General features: G+C 44.8%; 16 protein-coding genes, 1 pseudogene and 1 other annotated feature. Of the genes and pseudogenes, 14 read left to right on the top strand and 3 right to left on the bottom strand.

The annotated features are described in order from the left end of the window. Positions 1-75: 75 nt before the first annotated feature. On the bottom strand, positions 76-462 hold the full coding sequence (locus B7705_RS08815; protein WP_084949038.1) for a bleomycin resistance protein: 387 nt from the start codon (positions 460-462) through the stop codon (positions 76-78). Positions 463-473: 11 nt separating this feature from the next. Then, on the bottom strand, positions 474-1,301 hold the full coding sequence (locus B7705_RS08810; RefSeq protein WP_084949239.1) for an exodeoxyribonuclease III: 828 nt from the start codon (positions 1,299-1,301) through the stop codon (positions 474-476). 133 nt (positions 1,302-1,434) lie between these two features. Between B7705_RS08810 and B7705_RS08805 the strand changes: the two genes are divergently transcribed. From B7705_RS08805 to trpA, 14 genes are all read left to right on the top strand, one after another. After that, positions 1,435-1,890, top strand: a complete 456-nt coding sequence (locus B7705_RS08805; RefSeq protein WP_084880175.1) for a DUF3290 family protein — start codon at positions 1,435-1,437, stop codon at positions 1,888-1,890. Further along, positions 1,887-2,522, top strand: coding sequence for a DUF421 domain-containing protein (locus B7705_RS08800; protein ID WP_000174450.1), 636 nt, complete (start codon positions 1,887-1,889; stop codon positions 2,520-2,522). The genes B7705_RS08805 and B7705_RS08800 overlap by 4 nt, the downstream gene beginning before the upstream one ends. A 54-nt stretch (positions 2,523-2,576) precedes the next feature. Then, a complete protein-coding gene (locus B7705_RS08795) occupies positions 2,577-4,322 on the top strand; it encodes an ABC transporter ATP-binding protein (protein ID WP_084949036.1) in 1,746 nt (581 codons plus the stop codon). Next, positions 4,312-6,054 (top strand): ABC transporter ATP-binding protein, encoded by a 1,743-nt coding sequence (locus tag B7705_RS08790; RefSeq protein WP_084949035.1) that lies wholly within the window; start codon positions 4,312-4,314, stop codon positions 6,052-6,054. Before B7705_RS08795 ends, B7705_RS08790 begins: the two co-directional genes overlap by 11 nt. A gap of 104 nt (positions 6,055-6,158) precedes the next feature. Further along, on the top strand, positions 6,159-6,851 hold the full coding sequence (locus tag B7705_RS08785) for a sugar transferase (RefSeq protein WP_084949033.1): 693 nt from the start codon (positions 6,159-6,161) through the stop codon (positions 6,849-6,851). Between the two features lie 42 nt (positions 6,852-6,893). Then, the gene (locus B7705_RS08780; RefSeq protein ID WP_162284890.1) at positions 6,894-8,123 is read left to right on the top strand and encodes a DegT/DnrJ/EryC1/StrS family aminotransferase; all 1,230 of its coding nucleotides are present in this window, start codon (positions 6,894-6,896) and stop codon (positions 8,121-8,123) included. Between the two features lie 332 nt (positions 8,124-8,455). Beyond that, the gene (gene trpB / locus B7705_RS08775) at positions 8,456-9,634 is read left to right on the top strand and encodes a tryptophan synthase subunit beta (RefSeq protein WP_009730495.1); all 1,179 of its coding nucleotides are present in this window, start codon (positions 8,456-8,458) and stop codon (positions 9,632-9,634) included. Continuing rightward, positions 9,631-9,856, top strand: a binding site (T-box leader). It overlaps the preceding gene by 4 nt. A 71-nt stretch (positions 9,857-9,927) precedes the next feature. Continuing rightward, a complete protein-coding gene (gene trpE / locus B7705_RS08770; protein ID WP_038804942.1) occupies positions 9,928-11,289 on the top strand; it encodes an anthranilate synthase component I in 1,362 nt (453 codons plus the stop codon). After that, positions 11,286-11,852 carry an aminodeoxychorismate/anthranilate synthase component II gene (locus B7705_RS08765; RefSeq protein WP_084949030.1) on the top strand — a complete coding sequence of 189 codons (567 nt, stop codon included), beginning with the start codon at positions 11,286-11,288 and terminating at the stop codon, positions 11,850-11,852. Before trpE ends, B7705_RS08765 begins: the two co-directional genes overlap by 4 nt. A 10-nt stretch (positions 11,853-11,862) precedes the next feature. Further along, positions 11,863-12,867 carry an anthranilate phosphoribosyltransferase gene (trpD, locus tag B7705_RS08760; protein ID WP_084949029.1) on the top strand — a complete coding sequence of 335 codons (1,005 nt, stop codon included), beginning with the start codon at positions 11,863-11,865 and terminating at the stop codon, positions 12,865-12,867. Beyond that, positions 12,864-13,631, top strand: coding sequence for an indole-3-glycerol phosphate synthase TrpC (gene trpC / locus B7705_RS08755; protein WP_084949027.1), 768 nt, complete (start codon positions 12,864-12,866; stop codon positions 13,629-13,631). Before trpD ends, trpC begins: the two co-directional genes overlap by 4 nt. Continuing rightward, positions 13,618-14,217, top strand: a complete 600-nt coding sequence (locus B7705_RS08750) for a phosphoribosylanthranilate isomerase (RefSeq protein WP_084949026.1) — start codon at positions 13,618-13,620, stop codon at positions 14,215-14,217. Before trpC ends, B7705_RS08750 begins: the two co-directional genes overlap by 14 nt. After that, entirely contained in the window at positions 14,195-15,418 is a 1,224-nt protein-coding gene (gene trpB / locus B7705_RS08745; protein WP_084949024.1) for a tryptophan synthase subunit beta, read from the top strand. Before B7705_RS08750 ends, trpB (B7705_RS08745) begins: the two co-directional genes overlap by 23 nt. After that, the gene (trpA, locus tag B7705_RS08740; RefSeq protein ID WP_084949022.1) at positions 15,411-16,187 is read left to right on the top strand and encodes a tryptophan synthase subunit alpha; all 777 of its coding nucleotides are present in this window, start codon (positions 15,411-15,413) and stop codon (positions 16,185-16,187) included. Before trpB (B7705_RS08745) ends, trpA begins: the two co-directional genes overlap by 8 nt. On the opposite strand, the pseudogene B7705_RS10150 reads toward trpA, so the two are convergent. Continuing rightward, positions 16,159-16,245, bottom strand: a pseudogene (locus tag B7705_RS10150) (prepilin peptidase); the annotation flags it as partial. The gene trpA and the pseudogene B7705_RS10150 sit on opposite strands and share 29 nt — an antisense overlap. Between the last annotated feature and the right edge of the window lies 1 nt (position 16,246).

The raw sequence follows: 16,246 nt of genomic DNA, 5'->3' as shown, positions 1-16,246 counted from the left end.
TGTTAGTGTTTTAATGAAAAAAACGAACAAAAAAGAAACCTACAACGAGATACAGTATTGTAGGGTTCTATTATTCTATTCACTAAATCTTAAAAAATAACCATCAGGATCCAAAATCGCAAATTCATGAGGGTAAATAAAGCTATCTCCCACTCGAAATTCTCTTTTGGTCAGCGGACGATGGATAGGATAGTCAGCTTCCAGCAGTTTTTGGAGGAGCTGAGGGACATCTTCAATGCCAAAGGAAATATTGACACCGCGCCCGAAAGGATAGGTTAGTTGGGCTAATTCTTCTGTGCTGCCTTCTTCTAGCATAAGTTGGCAGTCTTCAAGCGAGAGGAAGAGAAATTTCTCCTCTGGACGCTCGTATTCGACAGAAAATCCCAGCAAGTCGCAGTAGAAGTGGCGTGACTTTTCGAGGTCAGATACTACAAATTCAGGAATGACAGCTTGATAGTCCATTAGCTTTCTCCTTAGAGATCAATCTCCATGACAATGGGTGTGTGGTCTTGGCGCGCACCCGAGTCAATCATGTCAGACTTGGTCACCTTGTCAACCATGCGGTTGCTAGTGAGCCAGTAGTCGATTCTCCAGCCTGTATTGTTGATTTTAGAAGTCTTGTTGCGTTGCGCCCACCAAGTGTAACGTTCTGGGACATCGCCGTGAAGATGACGGAAGGTGTCGGTAAATCCAGTTGCCAAGAGGTTGGTAAAGCCAGCACGTTCTTCGTCTGTAAATCCAGGTGAACGGCGGTTGCTGGCAGGGTTTGCAAGGTCGATTTCCTTGTGGGCTACGTTGTAGTCTCCAGTTGCAAGGACTGGTTTTTCTTTGTCTAGTTCAGCCAAGTACTCCGCATATTTGACATCCCAGACTTGGCGTTCTTCCAAACGTTTGAGGCCGTCGCCAGCGTTTGGAGTGTAAACTTGGGTCACGAAAAATTCATCAAATTCTAGAGTGATGATGCGACCTTCTAAGTCCATGGTAGAAGGGGCACCGATTTCTGGAAAAGTGACAGTGGGTGTGAGTTCTTTCTTATAAAGGAACATGGTTCCAGCATAGCCTTTGCGGGCAGGTTCTTGAGAAGAACGCCACGTGTTTTCGTAGTTTGGAAAGAGTTCAGCTAAAATTTCCAAGTGTTTTTTAGTAGGACCCTTGGCAGAAAGCTTGGTTTCTTGGATAGCGATGATATCAGCATTTTCAGCGACCAAGGTTTGTAGTACTTCTTGGGACAATTTGGCACGAGTTGAGTCACTAGTTAGGGCAGCATTGAGGGAATCAATATTCCATGAGATGAGTTTCATAAAGTTACCTTTTTCATTCAGATTATAGATTTTATTATACCAAAAAAAGGTCCATTTCCCCAACGTATGGCTTGAAAAATCACTCTCTTTCGTTTATAATTAAGAATGATTTTATGAAAGGGAGTGAAAATAAATGAAATTTTACTCATATGACTATGTCCTCAGCCAAATTGGTCAGCAAAATGGCATCATGATTGGCTTTGGGATTGTGCTCCTAGCTATCACAGGATTTTTTGCTTTTAAAGCCTATCGAGATAAAAAGGGGACTAAGTTTCGGGAATTGGTCATGATTTTGGCCTTGACCTTGGTGGCCATGCTTTTGGTGACAATCTCAAAATACCAGACCAATCAAGCCTCTAACAACCAATTTCAAACTTCACTTCATTTCATAGAGGTTGTTTCCAAAGACTTGGGAGTGGATAAATCAGAAGTTTATGTCAATACTTCTGCAGCCACTGATGGAGCGCTTGTCAAGGTAGGTCCAAATTTCTACCGCGCCATGAACGGGAGCCAACCAGACAAGTATCTTTTAGAGAAATTAGAATTGCATCAAACAGACGCTATTGAATTGGTGGAGGTAAATAAATGACACTCAATTATATGGAAATTTTAATCAAACTGGCCTTGGGTCTTTTCTCGCTTGTTTTTGTTATCAATGTGACAGGAAAGGGAAATCTGGCGCCTAACTCTGCGACAGACCAAATTCAGAACTATGTTCTCGGTGGTATTATCGGTGGGGTGATTTACAATAGTTCTATTAGCATTCTGCAGTACGCAGTGATTTTGATGATGTGGACGATTTTGGTCTTGACCCTCAAGTGGCTCAATAACAATGTTCGTTTTGTCAAACGCTTGATTGATGGAAAACCAACTCTCCTTATCAAAAATGGGCAGATTGACCCAGAAGCCTGTCGTTCAGTTGGTTTGTCTGCAGCAGAAGTTGCTCTCAAACTTCGTAGCCAAGGGATTTTCCAGATGAAACAGGTCAAATGCGCTGTGCAGGAGCAAAATGGCCAACTCATCGTGGTCCAAATGGGGGATGAAAATCCTAAGTATCCAGTTGTGACTGACGGTGTGATACAAGTCGATGTTTTGGAGTCGATTGGTCGTAACGAAGAGTGGTTGCTTGATAACCTCAGCAAGCAAGGGCATGACAATGTAGCCAATATCTTTATCGCTGAGTATGACAAGGGTGCGGTCACAGTCGTAACCTATGAATAAGAAAAACCTGGGGTCTTGGCCTCAGGTTTCTATTTGCAATCAGAAAGGGATGTTATGTCCATTATTCAAAAACTTTGGTGGTTTTTCAAGTTAGAAAAACGCCGTTATCTAGTCGGGATTGTGGCCCTGGTTTTGGTTTCCGTTCTCAATCTCATTCCACCTATGGTTATGGGACGAGTCATTGATGCTATCACATCAGGGCAATTAACCCAGCAGGCCCTCCTTCTTGACCTATTTTACTTGCTTCTTGCGGCCTTTGGGATGTACTATCTGCGCTATGTTTGGCGTATGTATATCCTTGGGACTTCCTACCGTTTGGGACAGATTATGCGCTCTCGCTTGTTTGAGCATTTCACAAAAATGTCTCCAGCCTTTTATCAAACCTATCGGACTGGGGACCTGATGGCACACGCCACCAATGATATCAATGCCCTAACTCGTCTCGCAGGTGGCGGAGTCATGTCAGCAGTGGATGCCTCTATCACGGCTCTGGTGACCTTGCTGACCATGCTTTTTAGCATTTCATGGCAAATGACCTTGGTTGCCATTCTGCCTTTGCCTTTTATGGCTTATGCAACCAGTCGTCTAGGGAGAAAGACCCACAAGGCCTTTGGTGAGTCACAAGCTGCCTTTTCTGAACTCAATAACAAGGTACAGGAGTCTGTATCAGGTATCAAGGTGACCAAGTCTTTCGGTTATCAGGCGGATGAGTTGAAGTCCTTTCAAGCGGTCAATGAATTGACCTTCCAAAAGAACCTCCAAACCATGAAATACGACAGTCTCTTTGACCCCATGGTTCTCTTGTTTGTTGGTTCATCCTATGTCTTAACCCTTTTGGTCGGTTCCTTGATGGTTCAGGAAGGACAGATAACGGTTGGGAATTTGGTCACTTTTATCAGCTATTTGGATATGTTGGTCTGGCCTCTTATGGCCATTGGCTTCCTCTTTAATATCACTCAGCGAGGAAAGGTTTCTTACCAACGGATTGAAAATCTTTTGTCTCAGGAATCACCTGTACAAGACCCTGAGTTTCCTCTGGATGGTATTGAAAATGGACGCTTGGAGTACGATATTGATAGTTTTGCCTTTGAAAATGAGGAAACACTGACGGATGTTCACTTTAGTCTGGAAAAAGGACAAACCCTAGGCTTAGTCGGGCAGACAGGCTCTGGGAAAACGTCTTTGATCAAACTCCTCTTGCGTGAATACGATGTGGATAAGGGAGCCATTTACCTAAACGGTTACGATATTCGGGACTATCGTCTGACGGACCTTCGTAGTCTCATGGGCTATGTTCCTCAGGACCAGTTTCTCTTTGCGACTTCGATTTTAGACAATATCCGCTTTGGAAATCCTAATTTGTCCCTTTCGGCGGTCGAGGAAGCGACTAAGCTAGCTCAAGTTTACCAAGATATTGTAGACATGCCTCAGGGATTTGACACGCTGATTGGTGAAAAAGGAGTTAGTCTATCAGGTGGTCAAAAGCAACGTCTGGCTATGAGTCGGGCTATGATTTTAGACCCTGATATCTTGATTCTGGATGATTCCTTGTCCGCCGTGGATGCCAAGACAGAGTATGCGATTATCGACAATCTCAAGGAGACTCGCAAAGACAAGACAACCATTATCACGGCTCATCGCCTCAGTGCAGTTGTCCATGCAGATTTGATCTTGGTTCTACAAAATGGTCAAATTATCGAACGGGGCACGCACGATGACTTGCTAGCCCTGGGTGGCTGGTATGCCCAAACCTACCAGTCTCAGCAGTTGGAAATGAAAGGAGAAGAAGATGCAGAATAAGAAAGAACAATGGGCTGTATTGAAGCGCTTGACGTCCTATCTCAAGCCCTATGGACTCCTGACCTTTTTGGCACTCAGTTTTCTCCTAGCGACGACGGTAATTAAAAGTGTCATTCCCCTTGTAGCTTCCCACTTTATCGACCAGTACCTCAGCAATCTTAACCAACTGGCCGTGACCGTTTTGCTGGCCTACTATGGCCTCTATATCCTACAAACTCTGGTCCAGTATGTCGGAAATCTTCTCTTTGCGCGGGTGTCCTACAGTATTGTCAGAGATATTCGTCGCGATACCTTTGCTAATATGGAGAAACTGGGCATGTCTTATTTTGACAAGACGCCAGCAGGTTCCATCGTCTCTCGTTTGACCAATGATACCGAGACCATCAGTGATATGTTTTCAGGGATTCTATCCAGCTTTATCTCAGCAGTTTTCATCTTTCTGACAACCCTGTATACCATGTTGATGCTGGATTTTCGTTTGACAGCTTTAGTCTTGCTCTTTCTTCCCTTGATTTTCCTTTTGGTCAATCTCTATCGGAAAAAATCAGTGAAAATCATCGAAAAAACCAGAAGTCTCTTGTCGGATATCAATAGTAAGCTGGCAGAGAATATCGAGGGAATCAGGATTATCCAGGCCTTTAATCAAGAGAAGCGCCTGCAAGCAGAATTTGATGAGATTAACCAAGAACACTTGGTCTATGCCAACCGTTCTGTAGCCTTGGATGCCCTCTTTTTAAGACCTGCCATGAGTTTGCTGAAACTCCTAGGCTACACAGTTTTGATGGCCTACTTTGGTTACCGTGGTCTTTCTATTGGGATAACGGCCGGAACCATGTATGCCTTTATCCAGTACATCAACCGTCTCTTTGATCCCTTGATTGAGGTGACGCAAAACTTTTCAACTCTTCAAACGTCCATGGTGTCTGCAGGCCGTGTCTTTGCCTTGATTGACGAGAAGACCTATGAGCCTCTTCAAGAAAATGGACCAGCCAAAGTCCAAGAAGGCAATATCCGTTTTGAACATGTGTGTTTCTCATATGATGGTAAACATCCGATCCTGGATGATATTTCCTTTTCAGTTAAGAAGGGTGAAACCATTGCCTTTGTAGGGCATACAGGTTCAGGGAAATCCTCTATCATCAATGTCCTCATGCGCTTTTATGAATTTCAGTCAGGCCGCGTTCTCTTGGGTGGTGTGGATATCAGGAACTACAGTCAGGAAGAGCTGAGAAAGAACATCGGTCTAGTCTTACAGGATCCCTTCCTCTATCATGGAACCATCAAGTCCAATATTGCCATGTATCAAGACATTAGTGATGAAGAGGTCCAGGCTGCGGCTGCCTTTGTTGATGCAGATTCCTTTATTCAGGATCTTCCGCTGGGTTATGATGCCCCCGTTTCCGAGCGTGGTTCGAGCTTTTCTACTGGCCAGCGTCAGCTTCTTGCCTTTGCTAGAACAGTTGCTAGTCAGCCTAAAATCTTGATTTTGGATGAAGCGACAGCCAATATTGACTCTGAAACAGAAAGTTTGGTTCAAGATTCCCTAGCCAAGATGAGACAGGGGCGGACGACCATTGCCATCGCCCACCGCCTTTCGACCATCCAGGACGCCAACTGCATTTATGTTTTGGACAAGGGACGCATCATTGAGAGTGGAACCCATGAGGAACTCTTGGCCTTGGGAGGAACCTATCACAAGATGTATAGTTTGCAGGCAGGGGCTCTTACCTAAAGAAGAATTCCTCTAAATTACAGATTTCTTGCACCGCCTTTTCCATTTTGTGGTATAATGAAAAATGTTGACAAATAGTATAATAAAAACAAAGGAGAAACAGCATGCTGAAATGGGAAGACTTGCCCGTGGAAATGCAATCAAGCGAGGTTGAGTCTTACTACCAGCTTGTCTCTAAAAGGAAGGGTTCGCTGATTTTCAAGCGTTACCTGGATTGGGTTCTGGCCTTGGTTTTACTGATTTTGACTTCCCCAATCTTTCTCATCTTGAGTATTTGGATCAAGTTGGATAGCAAGGGACCTGTCATTTACAAGCAAGAGCGCGTGACCCAGTACAACCGTCCGTTCAAGATTTGGAAGTTCCGTACTATGGTGACGGATGCGGATAAAAAAGGAAGCCTAGTGACTTCTGCTAACGATAGCCGTATTACCAAAGTGGGAAATTTCATTCGCCGTGTGCGTTTGGACGAACTACCTCAGCTAGTCAATGTCCTTAAAGGCGAGATGTCCTTTGTTGGGACACGACCTGAGGTGCCACGCTACACGGAGCAGTATAGTCCTGAAATGATGGCGACCTTGCTCTTGCCAGCAGGAATCACCTCTCCAGCCAGCATCAACTACAAGGATGAGGATACGATCATCAGTCAAATGACGGAGAAAGGTCTGTCAGTTGAACAGGCCTATGTCGAACACGTCCTTCCTGAAAAGATGCGCTATAACCTCGCCTATCTCCGAGAGTTTAGTTTCCTTGGAGACATCAAAATCATGTTTCAAACCGTGTTTGAGGTACTAAAATAAAGTAGTCATGAGAAAATGAGTACAGATAAAAGGAGCAAATCAATGCCAAATTACAATATTCCATTTTCACCACCCGATATTACCGAAGCTGAAATTGCTGAAGTAGCGGATACCCTTCGTTCTGGTTGGATCACAACAGGTCCGAAGACAAAAGAACTGGAGCGTCGCTTGTCCCAATACACACAGACATCTAAGACTGTCTGCCTCAACTCTGCGACAGCCGCTCTTGAGTTGATTTTGCGTGTTTTGGAAGTGGGCCCTGGTGATGAAGTCATCGTTCCAGCCATGACCTATACAGCTTCATGTAGTGTCATCACACACGTAGGAGCGACACCTGTCATGGTGGATATTCAAGCAGATACATTTGAGATGGACTATGACCTTCTTGAGCAAGCCATCACTGAAAAGACTAAGGTGATCATCCCAGTAGACCTTGCAGGGATTGTTTGCAACTATGACCGTTTGTTCCAAGTTGTTGAGAAAAAACGTGACCTCTTTACAGCTGCTAGCAAGTGGCAAAAGGCCTTTAACCGTATTGTGATTGTCTCTGATAGTGCCCATGCTTTGGGATCTACTTACAAAGGACAACCAGCTGGTTCTATCGCTGACTTCACTTCCTTCTCTTTCCATGCTGTTAAGAACTTTACAACAGCTGAGGGAGGAAGTGCGACTTGGAAAGCCAATCCAGCGATTGACGACGAAGAAATGTACAAGGAATTCCAAATCCTTTCCCTTCATGGTCAAACCAAAGATGCTCTTGCCAAGATGCAACTGGGCTCATGGGAATACGATATCGTAACCCCTGCCTACAAGTGCAACATGACGGATATCATGGCTTCGATAGGTTTGGTACAATTGGATCGTTACCCTGGTTTGTTGCAACGTCGTAAGGACATCGTGGACCGCTATGATCGTGGTTTTGCGGGTACTCGTATTCACCCATTGGCACACAAGACTGATACTGTCGAATCTTGTCGTCACCTCTACATCACCCATGTAGAAGGAGCAAGCTTAGAAGAACGCAACCTCATCATCCAAGAATTGGCTAAAGCAGGAATTGCAAGTAACGTACATTACAAACCACTTCCTCTCTTGACAGCCTATAAGAATCTTGGCTTCGATATGGCAGATTATCCAAGAGCCTATGCCTTCTTTGAAAATGAAATTACGCTCCCTCTTCATACAAAATTAAGCGATGATGAAGTCGACTATATCGTTAAGACTTTGGTGAGAATTTCCGAAGAAATCCTCGGTTCTGGAAAAAAATCATAAAAAAATCTTGACAAAGATAGAACAATAACATATAATATTCTCAATAAATCAGAAAAGTAACTATGTTTGATCTTCAGGGAGCCTGTGGTGATTGTGAACAGGTGGTTGGAAGTAGTGAAAGTGGGCTGATTTTAAAAATGAATTTGAAACAATGAAAATTCGGTGCGCACACCTTACAGTGCAACTTGTTGTTAGACAAGGCAGAGATGTAAGGGGGGATAGTCCCTTTATAATTGAGGTGGCACCGCGTTACCAACGCCCTCACACGGAAGTAGATTCTGTGTGTGGGCTTTTTTCATATCTTTAAATTAATACTGAAAGAGGAAAATTTTATGACAACTAAAGGATATTTTGGACAATTTGGTGGTAGTTTTGTACCGGAGCCGATTCAGGCTTTGTTGGATGAGTTGGAAGTGACATTTGACAAATACAAGGATGATCCAGAATTTTTGGCAGAATTTCGCCATTACTTGAAGGATTATTCAGGTCGCGAAACACCGCTTTATTTTGCGGAAAGTTTGACAGATCACTTAGGTGGCGCTAAGATTTATCTCAAGCGCGAAGACCTGAACCATCTGGGTTCTCACAAGCTTAACAACGTTTTAGGGCAAATCCTTCTTGCCAAACGTATGGGCAAAAAACGAGTGATCGCGGAAACAGGAGCTGGTCAACACGGTGTTGCGACAGCAGCGGCTGCAGCCAAGTTTGGTATGGCCTGTGATGTCTACATGGGGGCAGAAGATGTGGAACGTCAACGCCTCAATGTTTTCCGCATGGAGATGATGGGAGCAACTGTTCACGCGGTTGAAACGGGAACTCGAACTCTCAAGGACGCGGTTGATGCAGCCTTTGGAGCATGGATGAATGATCTTGAAGCCTTCTACGTTTTGGGATCTGCTGTAGGTCCTCATCCTTATCCTACAATTGTTCATGAATTCCAAAAGGTCATCAGTGAAGAATCTCGTCGTCAAATCTTAGAAAAAGAAGGCCGTTTACCAGACTACGTCATTGCCTGTGTAGGTGGTGGTTCCAATGCCATCGGTGCTTTTTCACAGTATGTAGCTGATGAAGAAGTCAAATTGATTGGGGTAGAAGCCGCTGGTCACGGACTTGACACAGACAAGCACGCAGCCACTATGACAAAAGGTAGTGTCGGAATTGTCGACGGTATGAAGACTTATGCAGTCTTTAAGGAAGATGGAGAGCTGGCGCCAGTTTACTCTATCTCAGCTGGTTTGGACTATCCAGGGGTTGGTCCAGAACACGCCTACTTTAAAGATTCTGGCCGCGTAGAATATGTGGCAGCGACAGATGAAGAAGCGGTTCAAGCCTTGCTCCTTCTTAGTAAGACAGAAGGGATTATCCCAGCGATTGAAAGTTCGCACGCGATCGCAGAAGCAGTTAAACGTGCACCGAAACTAAGTAAAGATGAGATTATCATCATCAATGTCTCTGGGCGTGGAGACAAGGACGTAGCTGCGATTGCAGACTACCTAGAAGCTAAAAAATAAGAGATGGAAAAATTACAGTCTTTTCTCTCCCAGAGAGCTTGTGGTTGCTGGAAACAAGCAGAGAAAACTGTAAGGTTGGGTCCATCTGAAACGAGAGAAGAAAACATAATTCTCAAGGGAGTGCCCTTTATCGCACAGCCTGTTACAGAATCTTTCTAAGACAGGAATGAGAGATAGGAGAAATCCTATAATTGAGGTGGCACCGCGAATTTCGTCCTCACGCAAGTTATTTTGCGTGGGGATTTTTCATACAGTCGCCACGGACTAGAATTAGAACTGAAAGGGAAATTACAATGGAACGAATCATTCATGGAGATGTCTTATCACCAATATTGGCTTATATGCGTCTAAAGGGGCAACACAAGGTTATCTTAGAGAGTATTCCGAGAGACAAGGAAACCGCTCGTTTTTCTATCCTAGCCTATAATCCAGTTTTTGAGATTCAGTTTGAAAATGGAGTCCTTTATCAAAATGGTCAAGTGATTGATCGGGATCCTTTGGATTTCCTTTATGAAGTGACTCATAAGAGCCAGCACCATTCAGACCTACCTTTTGGTGGGGGAGCTATTGGCTTTGTGGGGTACGATATGATTTCTCTTTATGAAGAAATTGGACAAATCCCTGAGGATACCATTGGGACGCCAGACATGCATTTCTTTGTCTATGAGAGCTATATGGTCTTTGACCACAAGAAGGAAAAAATTCATGTCATAGAGGATGCTCTCTATAGCGAGCGCAGTCAAGAAGACTTGAAAGAATCCTTGAACCAAGTGCTTGTGGAATTACGCATCCCTGCTCCAAATGAATTTGAAGATTTGGATTTATCTCCGCTCGACTTCAAACCGCATATCGCTCCTCAGAAGTTTGAGCAAATGGTCGAAACAGCTCGTGACTTGATTCGTAACGGGGATATGTTCCAATGTGTGCTCAGTCAGCGTTTCTCAGCAGAAGTTACTGGAAATCCATTTGATTTCTATAGGAATCTTCGAGTGACCAATCCATCTAATTACCTCTATTTCTATGATTTTGGGGATTATCAAATCATCGGTGCCAGTCCTGAAAGTTTGGTTTCTGTCAAAAACGGTATCGTGACAACCAATCCGATTGCAGGTACGCGACCAAGAGGCACAGCGGATGAAGAGGACAAGGCCTTGGCGACAGACCTGCTTTCTGATGAGAAGGAAACAGCAGAGCATCGGATGTTGGTAGACTTGGGGCGTAACGATATTGGTCGCATCTCTGAAACAGCCAGTGTCCAAGTCACCAAGTATATGGAAGTGGAGCTCTTCCGCTATGTCATGCATTTGACCAGCGTGGTGAAAGGGCGTTTGCTTCCCGAACTCACTGCCATGGATGCTTTGAAAGCTACACTTCCAGCTGGGACAGTTTCAGGAGCACCAAAGATTCGGGCCATGAGACGCATCTATGAACTGGAAACGGAAAAACGGGGCGTATATGCAGGAGCAATCGGCTACTTGTCTGCGACGGGTGATATGGACTTCGCCATCGCCATCCGAACTATGATTCTCAAAAATCAAAAAGCCTATGTTCAGGCTGGGGCAGGGATTGTCTATGACTCTATTGCTCAAAACGAATATCAAGAAACCATTAACAAGGCTAAATCTATGACTAGAATTGGAGAACTAAGACCATGATTTTATTGATTGACAACTATGATTCTTTTACCTATAACTTGGCCCAGTACATTGGGAGTTTTGCAGAAGTGCAGGTCTTGAGAAATGATGATCCCAAGCTGTATGAAGAAGCTGAAAAAGCAGATGGTCTGGTCTTTTCTCCTGGTCCCGGTTGGCCAGTTGATGCTGGAAAGATGGAAGACATGATTCGTGACTTTGCCGGCAAGAAGCCGATTCTAGGGATTTGTTTGGGTCACCAAGCCATCGCAGAAGTCTTTGGTGGGAAGCTAGGTTTGGCTCCAAAAGTCATGCATGGGAAACAGAGCCATATCAGCTTTGAAGCGCCATCTGTTCTCTATCAAGGCATTGAGGATGGTCGTCCAGTCATGCGCTATCACAGCATTTTGATTGAAGAAATGCCAGAAGGCTTTGAAGTGACAGCTCGTTCGACTGATGACCAGGCCATTATGGGAATTCAACACAAAAGTCTACCGATTTATGGCTTCCAGTACCATCCAGAAAGTATCGGAACGCCAGATGGCTTGTCTTCTATTCGGAATTTTATCGAGAATGTTGTAAAGTGAGAAAACTAGGATGAAAGAGATTATTGAAAAACTAGCAAAATTTGAAAATTTATCAGGTGTGGAAATGACGGATGTCATTGAGCGCATCGTAACTGGGCGTGTAACCGAAGCGCAGATTGCTTCTCTCCTCTTGGCCCTTAAGATGAAGGGGGAAACACCGGAAGAGCGCACAGCTATTGCACAAGTCATGAGAGGGCATGCCCAACATATTCCAACTGAGATTCATGATGCCATGGACAACTGTGGTACTGGTGGAGACAAGTCTTTCAGCTTTAACATTTCCACAACTGCAGCCTTTGTCTTGGCTGGTGGCGGTGTTCACATGGCCAAGCACGGAAACCGTTCGATTTCTTCTAAATCAGGTTCTGCAGATGTCCTTCAAGCCTTGGGCATCAATCTTGACCTCAAACCAGCTGAACTAGGTAAGGTCTTTGATAAAACTGGCATCGTCTTTCTCTTTGCTAAAAATATGCATCCAGCTATGAAATACATCATGCCAGCTCGTTTGGAACTAGGAATTCCAACGATCATGAACTTGACTGGTCCACTGATTCATCCAATGGCCTTGGAAACACAGCTTCTTGGGATTAGTCGTCCAGAACTGCTAGAAAGTACAGCTCAGGTTTTGAAAAATATGGGTCGCAAACGTGCTATCGTAGTTGCTGGACCAGAAGGGCTGGATGAAGCTGGCTTGAACGGAACAACCAAGATTGCTCTTCTTGAAAATGGTGAAATTACCTTGTCAAGCTTTACTCCAGAGGATTTGGGGATGGAGCGCTACGCTATTGAAGATATTCGTGGAGGGAATGCTCAGGAAAATGCAGAGATTTTGCTTAGTGTTCTTCAAAACGAATCAAGTCCATTCTTGGAAACGACAGTTTTAAATGCTGGCCTTGGTTTCTATGCTAATGGTAAGGTAGATAGTATCAAGGAAGGAGTTGCCTTGGCCCGTCAAGTGATTGCCAGTGGTAAGGCCCTTGAAAAACTCAGACTGTTACAGGAGTACCAAAAATGAGTCAGGAATTTTTAGCACGAATTTTGGAGCAGAAGGCGCGTGAAGTTGAGCAAATGAAGCTGGAGGAAATCCAGCCCTTGCGCCAGACCTATCGCTTGGCTGACTATTTAAAACAACATCAAGGCCGTTTGCAGGTCATCGCTGAGGTCAAGAAAGCTAGCCCTAGTCTGGGAGATATCAATCTCGATGTAGATATTGTGCAACAGGCCCAGACTTATGAAGCAAACGGCGCAGTAATGATTTCTGTTTTGACAGATGAAGTTTTCTTTAAAGGGCATTTGGATTATTTACGTGAGATCTCCAGTCAGGTAAACATTCCAACGCTCAACAAGGACTTTATCATCGATGAAAAGCAAATCATCCGTGCTCGCAATGCCGGCGCGACAGTTATCTTGCTCATCGTTGCGGCCTTGTCGGAAGAACGCCTCAAGGAACTGTATGATTACGCGACAGAGCTTGGTCTGGAAGTCTTGGTGGAGACCCACAATCTAGCTGAACTAGAGGTGGCCCACAGACTGGGTGCCCAGATTATTGGGGTTAATAACCGCAACTTGACCACCTTTGAAGTCGACTTGCAGACCAGTGTAGACTTGGCCCAGCACTTTGAGGAAGGTCGCTATTACATTTCTGAATCTGCCATTTTCACAGGGCAGGATGCGGAACGAGTAGCACCATACTTTAACGGAATTTTGGTGGGAACAGCTCTCATGCAGGCAGAAGATGTAGCCCAGAGAATCAAGGAGTTGCAGATTGACAAAGGTTAAGATTTGTGGCCTATCGACCAAAGAAGCGGTAGAGACAGCTGTTTCAGCAGGGGCAGACTACATTGGTTTTGTCTTTGCACCTAGTAAAAGGCAGGTGACCTTGGAAGAGACCGCAGAGCTGGCAAAGCTCATTCCTGCTAATGTTAAAAAGGTTGGTGTATTTGTTTCACCAAGTCGAGCAGAATTGCTAGAAGCAATTGACAAAGTTAGCTTGGACTTGGTTCAAGTTCATGGTCAGGTGGCAGATGAGTTGTTTGAAGATTTGCCTTGTAGCAGTATTCAGGCCGTGCAGGTGGATGGAGAGGGGCATATCCCCAATTCTCAAGCAGATTATCTACTCTTTGATGCCCCTGTGGCAGGGAGTGGCCAGACCTTTGACTGGGGTCAACTGGATACGGCAGAACTAGCTCAGCCTTTCTTTATCGCTGGTGGGCTTAAGGAAGACAATGTAGCAAAAGCAATTCGACACTTTACTCCCTATGCAGTCGATGTATCAAGCGGAGTGGAGACGGATGGACAAAAAGATCATGAAAAGATTAGAAGATTTATAGAGAGGGTAAAGCATGGCATATCAAGAACCAAATAAAGATGGATTTTACGGAAAATTTGGCGGACGTTTCGTCCCAGAAACATTGATGACAGCAGTTTTGGAGTTGGAAAAAGCTTATCGTGAAAGTCAGGCAGACCCAAGCTTCCAAGAGGAATTGAACCAACTTTTGCGCCAGTACGTAGGACGTGAAACTCCTCTTTACTACGCAAAAAATTTGACCCAGCATATTGGCGGAGCTAAGATTTACCTCAAACGGGAAGACCTTAACCATACAGGGGCCCACAAGATTAACAATGCCTTGGGACAAGTTTTGCTTGCTAAACGCATGGGCAAAAAGAAAATTATCGCTGAAACAGGTGCTGGTCAGCACGGTGTGGCAACTGCAACAGCTGCGGCTCTCTTTAACATGGAATGTACCATCTACATGGGTGAGGAAGATGTCAAACGTCAAGCCCTTAATGTGTTCCGAATGGAGCTTTTGGGAGCAAAGGTTGAGGCCGTGACAGATGGTTCGCGCGTGCTTAAAGATGCGGTCAATGCAGCCCTTCGTTCATGGGTGGCTAACATCGACGATACCCACTATATCCTTGGTTCTGCCTTGGGACCTCATCCATTCCCAGAAATCGTCCGTGACTTCCAAAGTGTCATCGGTCGAGAAGCTAAACAACAGTACCGTGATTTGACAGGTCAAGATTTACCAGATGCCCTAGTAGCCTGTGTTGGTGGTGGTTCTAATGCTATCGGCCTCTTCCATCCATTTGTAGAAGATGAGTCTGTAGCCATGTATGGGGCTGAAGCAGCTGGACTTGGTGTGGATACAGAGCACCACGCAGCTACCTTGACCAAGGGGCGTCCGGGTGTCCTTCACGGTTCCCTCATGGATGTGCTCCAAGATGCCCATGGTCAAATTCTTGAAGCTTTCTCTATCTCAGCAGGTTTGGACTATCCTGGTATCGGTCCAGAACATTCTCACTACCACGATATCAAACGTGCCATCTATGTTCCTGTGACGGACGAGGAAGCCTTGGAAGGATTCCAACTCTTGTCTCGCGTGGAAGGGATTATCCCAGCCTTGGAATCTAGCCATGCCATTGCCTTCGCGGTGAAATTGGCCAAAGAACTTGGTCCAGACAAGTCAATGATTGTCTGCCTATCTGGTCGTGGGGACAAGGATGTAGTTCAAGTCAAAGACCGCTTGGAAGTAGATGCAGCAAAGAAGGGAGAAGCTCATGCTTAAGACACTAACAGAAAAATTAAATGCTATCAAAGCAGCTGGAAAAGGAATTTTTGTTCCTTATATCATGGCTGGAGACCATGAGAAAGGTCTGGATGGTCTCGCTGAAACAATCCACTTTTTAGAAGATTTGGGTGTCTCTGCAATTGAAGTGGGCATTCCCTTTTCAGACCCCGTAGCAGATGGACCTGTGATCGAAGAAGCAGGCTTGCGCAGTCTAGCTAACGGAACGTCTACTCAGGCTTTGGTGGAAACCTTGAAAACCATTCAAACAGAGGTTCCACTGGTCATCATGACCTACTTCAACCCCCTCTTTCAGTACGGTGTGGAGAACTTTGTCAAAGATTTGGCAGATACAGCGGTTAAGGGCTTGATTATCCCAGATCTGCCTCATGAGCATGCCAATTTTGTGGAGCCATTTTTGACAGACACAGACATTGCCTTGATACCTCTAGTTAGTTTGACAACAGGAATTGAGCGTCAAAAAGAGTTGATCAAGGGAGCAGAAGGCTTTGTCTATGCCGTTGCCATCAATGGAGTGACAGGGAAGTCAGGCAATTACCGTGCAGACTTGGACAAGCACTTGGCACAATTGCATCAAGTAGCCGACATCCCAGTCTTGACAGGATTTGGTGTGTCTAGTCAAGCCGATGTAGAACGCTTCAATGCGGTGTCAGATGGCGTTATCGTCGGTTCAAAAATTGTAAAAGCTCTCCACCAAGGAGAGCCGATTCAGGACTTTATCAAACAAGCAGTAGCTTACCAAAAATAATCACACAAGCAGCGAGTAAGAGGAAAGGTACGAAAGGAAGTCTTTCCTTTTTCTTTTGA

It is taken from the genome of Streptococcus oralis subsp. dentisani (assembly GCF_002096685.1).
GTDB classification, from domain to species: domain Bacteria; phylum Bacillota; class Bacilli; order Lactobacillales; family Streptococcaceae; genus Streptococcus; species Streptococcus oralis_AD.
This window is presented reverse-complemented; position numbering and strand designations above follow the sequence as displayed.

What these genes read in the sequence shown, in the direction of transcription:
- trpB (WP_009730495.1), top strand. Translation starts at nt 8,456, where the DNA reads ATGACAACTAAAGGATATTTTGGACAATTTGGTGGTAGTTTTGTACCG.
- trpA (WP_084949022.1), top strand. Translation starts at nt 15,411, where the DNA reads ATGCTTAAGACACTAACAGAAAAATTAAATGCTATCAAAGCAGCTGGA.
- B7705_RS08810 (WP_084949239.1), bottom strand. Translation starts at nt 1,301, where the DNA reads ATGAAACTCATCTCATGGAATATTGATTCCCTCAATGCTGCCCTAACT.
- B7705_RS08765 (WP_084949030.1), top strand. Translation starts at nt 11,286, where the DNA reads ATGATTTTATTGATTGACAACTATGATTCTTTTACCTATAACTTGGCC.
- B7705_RS08815 (WP_084949038.1), bottom strand. Translation starts at nt 462, where the DNA reads ATGGACTATCAAGCTGTCATTCCTGAATTTGTAGTATCTGACCTCGAA.
- trpC (WP_084949027.1), top strand. Translation starts at nt 12,864, where the DNA reads ATGAGTCAGGAATTTTTAGCACGAATTTTGGAGCAGAAGGCGCGTGAA.
- trpD (WP_084949029.1), top strand. Translation starts at nt 11,863, where the DNA reads ATGAAAGAGATTATTGAAAAACTAGCAAAATTTGAAAATTTATCAGGT.
- B7705_RS08790 (WP_084949035.1), top strand. Translation starts at nt 4,312, where the DNA reads ATGCAGAATAAGAAAGAACAATGGGCTGTATTGAAGCGCTTGACGTCC.
- B7705_RS08785 (WP_084949033.1), top strand. Translation starts at nt 6,159, where the DNA reads ATGCTGAAATGGGAAGACTTGCCCGTGGAAATGCAATCAAGCGAGGTT.
- B7705_RS08780 (WP_162284890.1), top strand. Translation starts at nt 6,894, where the DNA reads ATGCCAAATTACAATATTCCATTTTCACCACCCGATATTACCGAAGCT.
- B7705_RS08800 (WP_000174450.1), top strand. Translation starts at nt 1,887, where the DNA reads ATGACACTCAATTATATGGAAATTTTAATCAAACTGGCCTTGGGTCTT.
- B7705_RS08805 (WP_084880175.1), top strand. Translation starts at nt 1,435, where the DNA reads ATGAAATTTTACTCATATGACTATGTCCTCAGCCAAATTGGTCAGCAA.
- trpE (WP_038804942.1), top strand. Translation starts at nt 9,928, where the DNA reads ATGGAACGAATCATTCATGGAGATGTCTTATCACCAATATTGGCTTAT.
- trpB (WP_084949024.1), top strand. Translation starts at nt 14,195, where the DNA reads ATGGCATATCAAGAACCAAATAAAGATGGATTTTACGGAAAATTTGGC.
- B7705_RS08795 (WP_084949036.1), top strand. Translation starts at nt 2,577, where the DNA reads ATGTCCATTATTCAAAAACTTTGGTGGTTTTTCAAGTTAGAAAAACGC.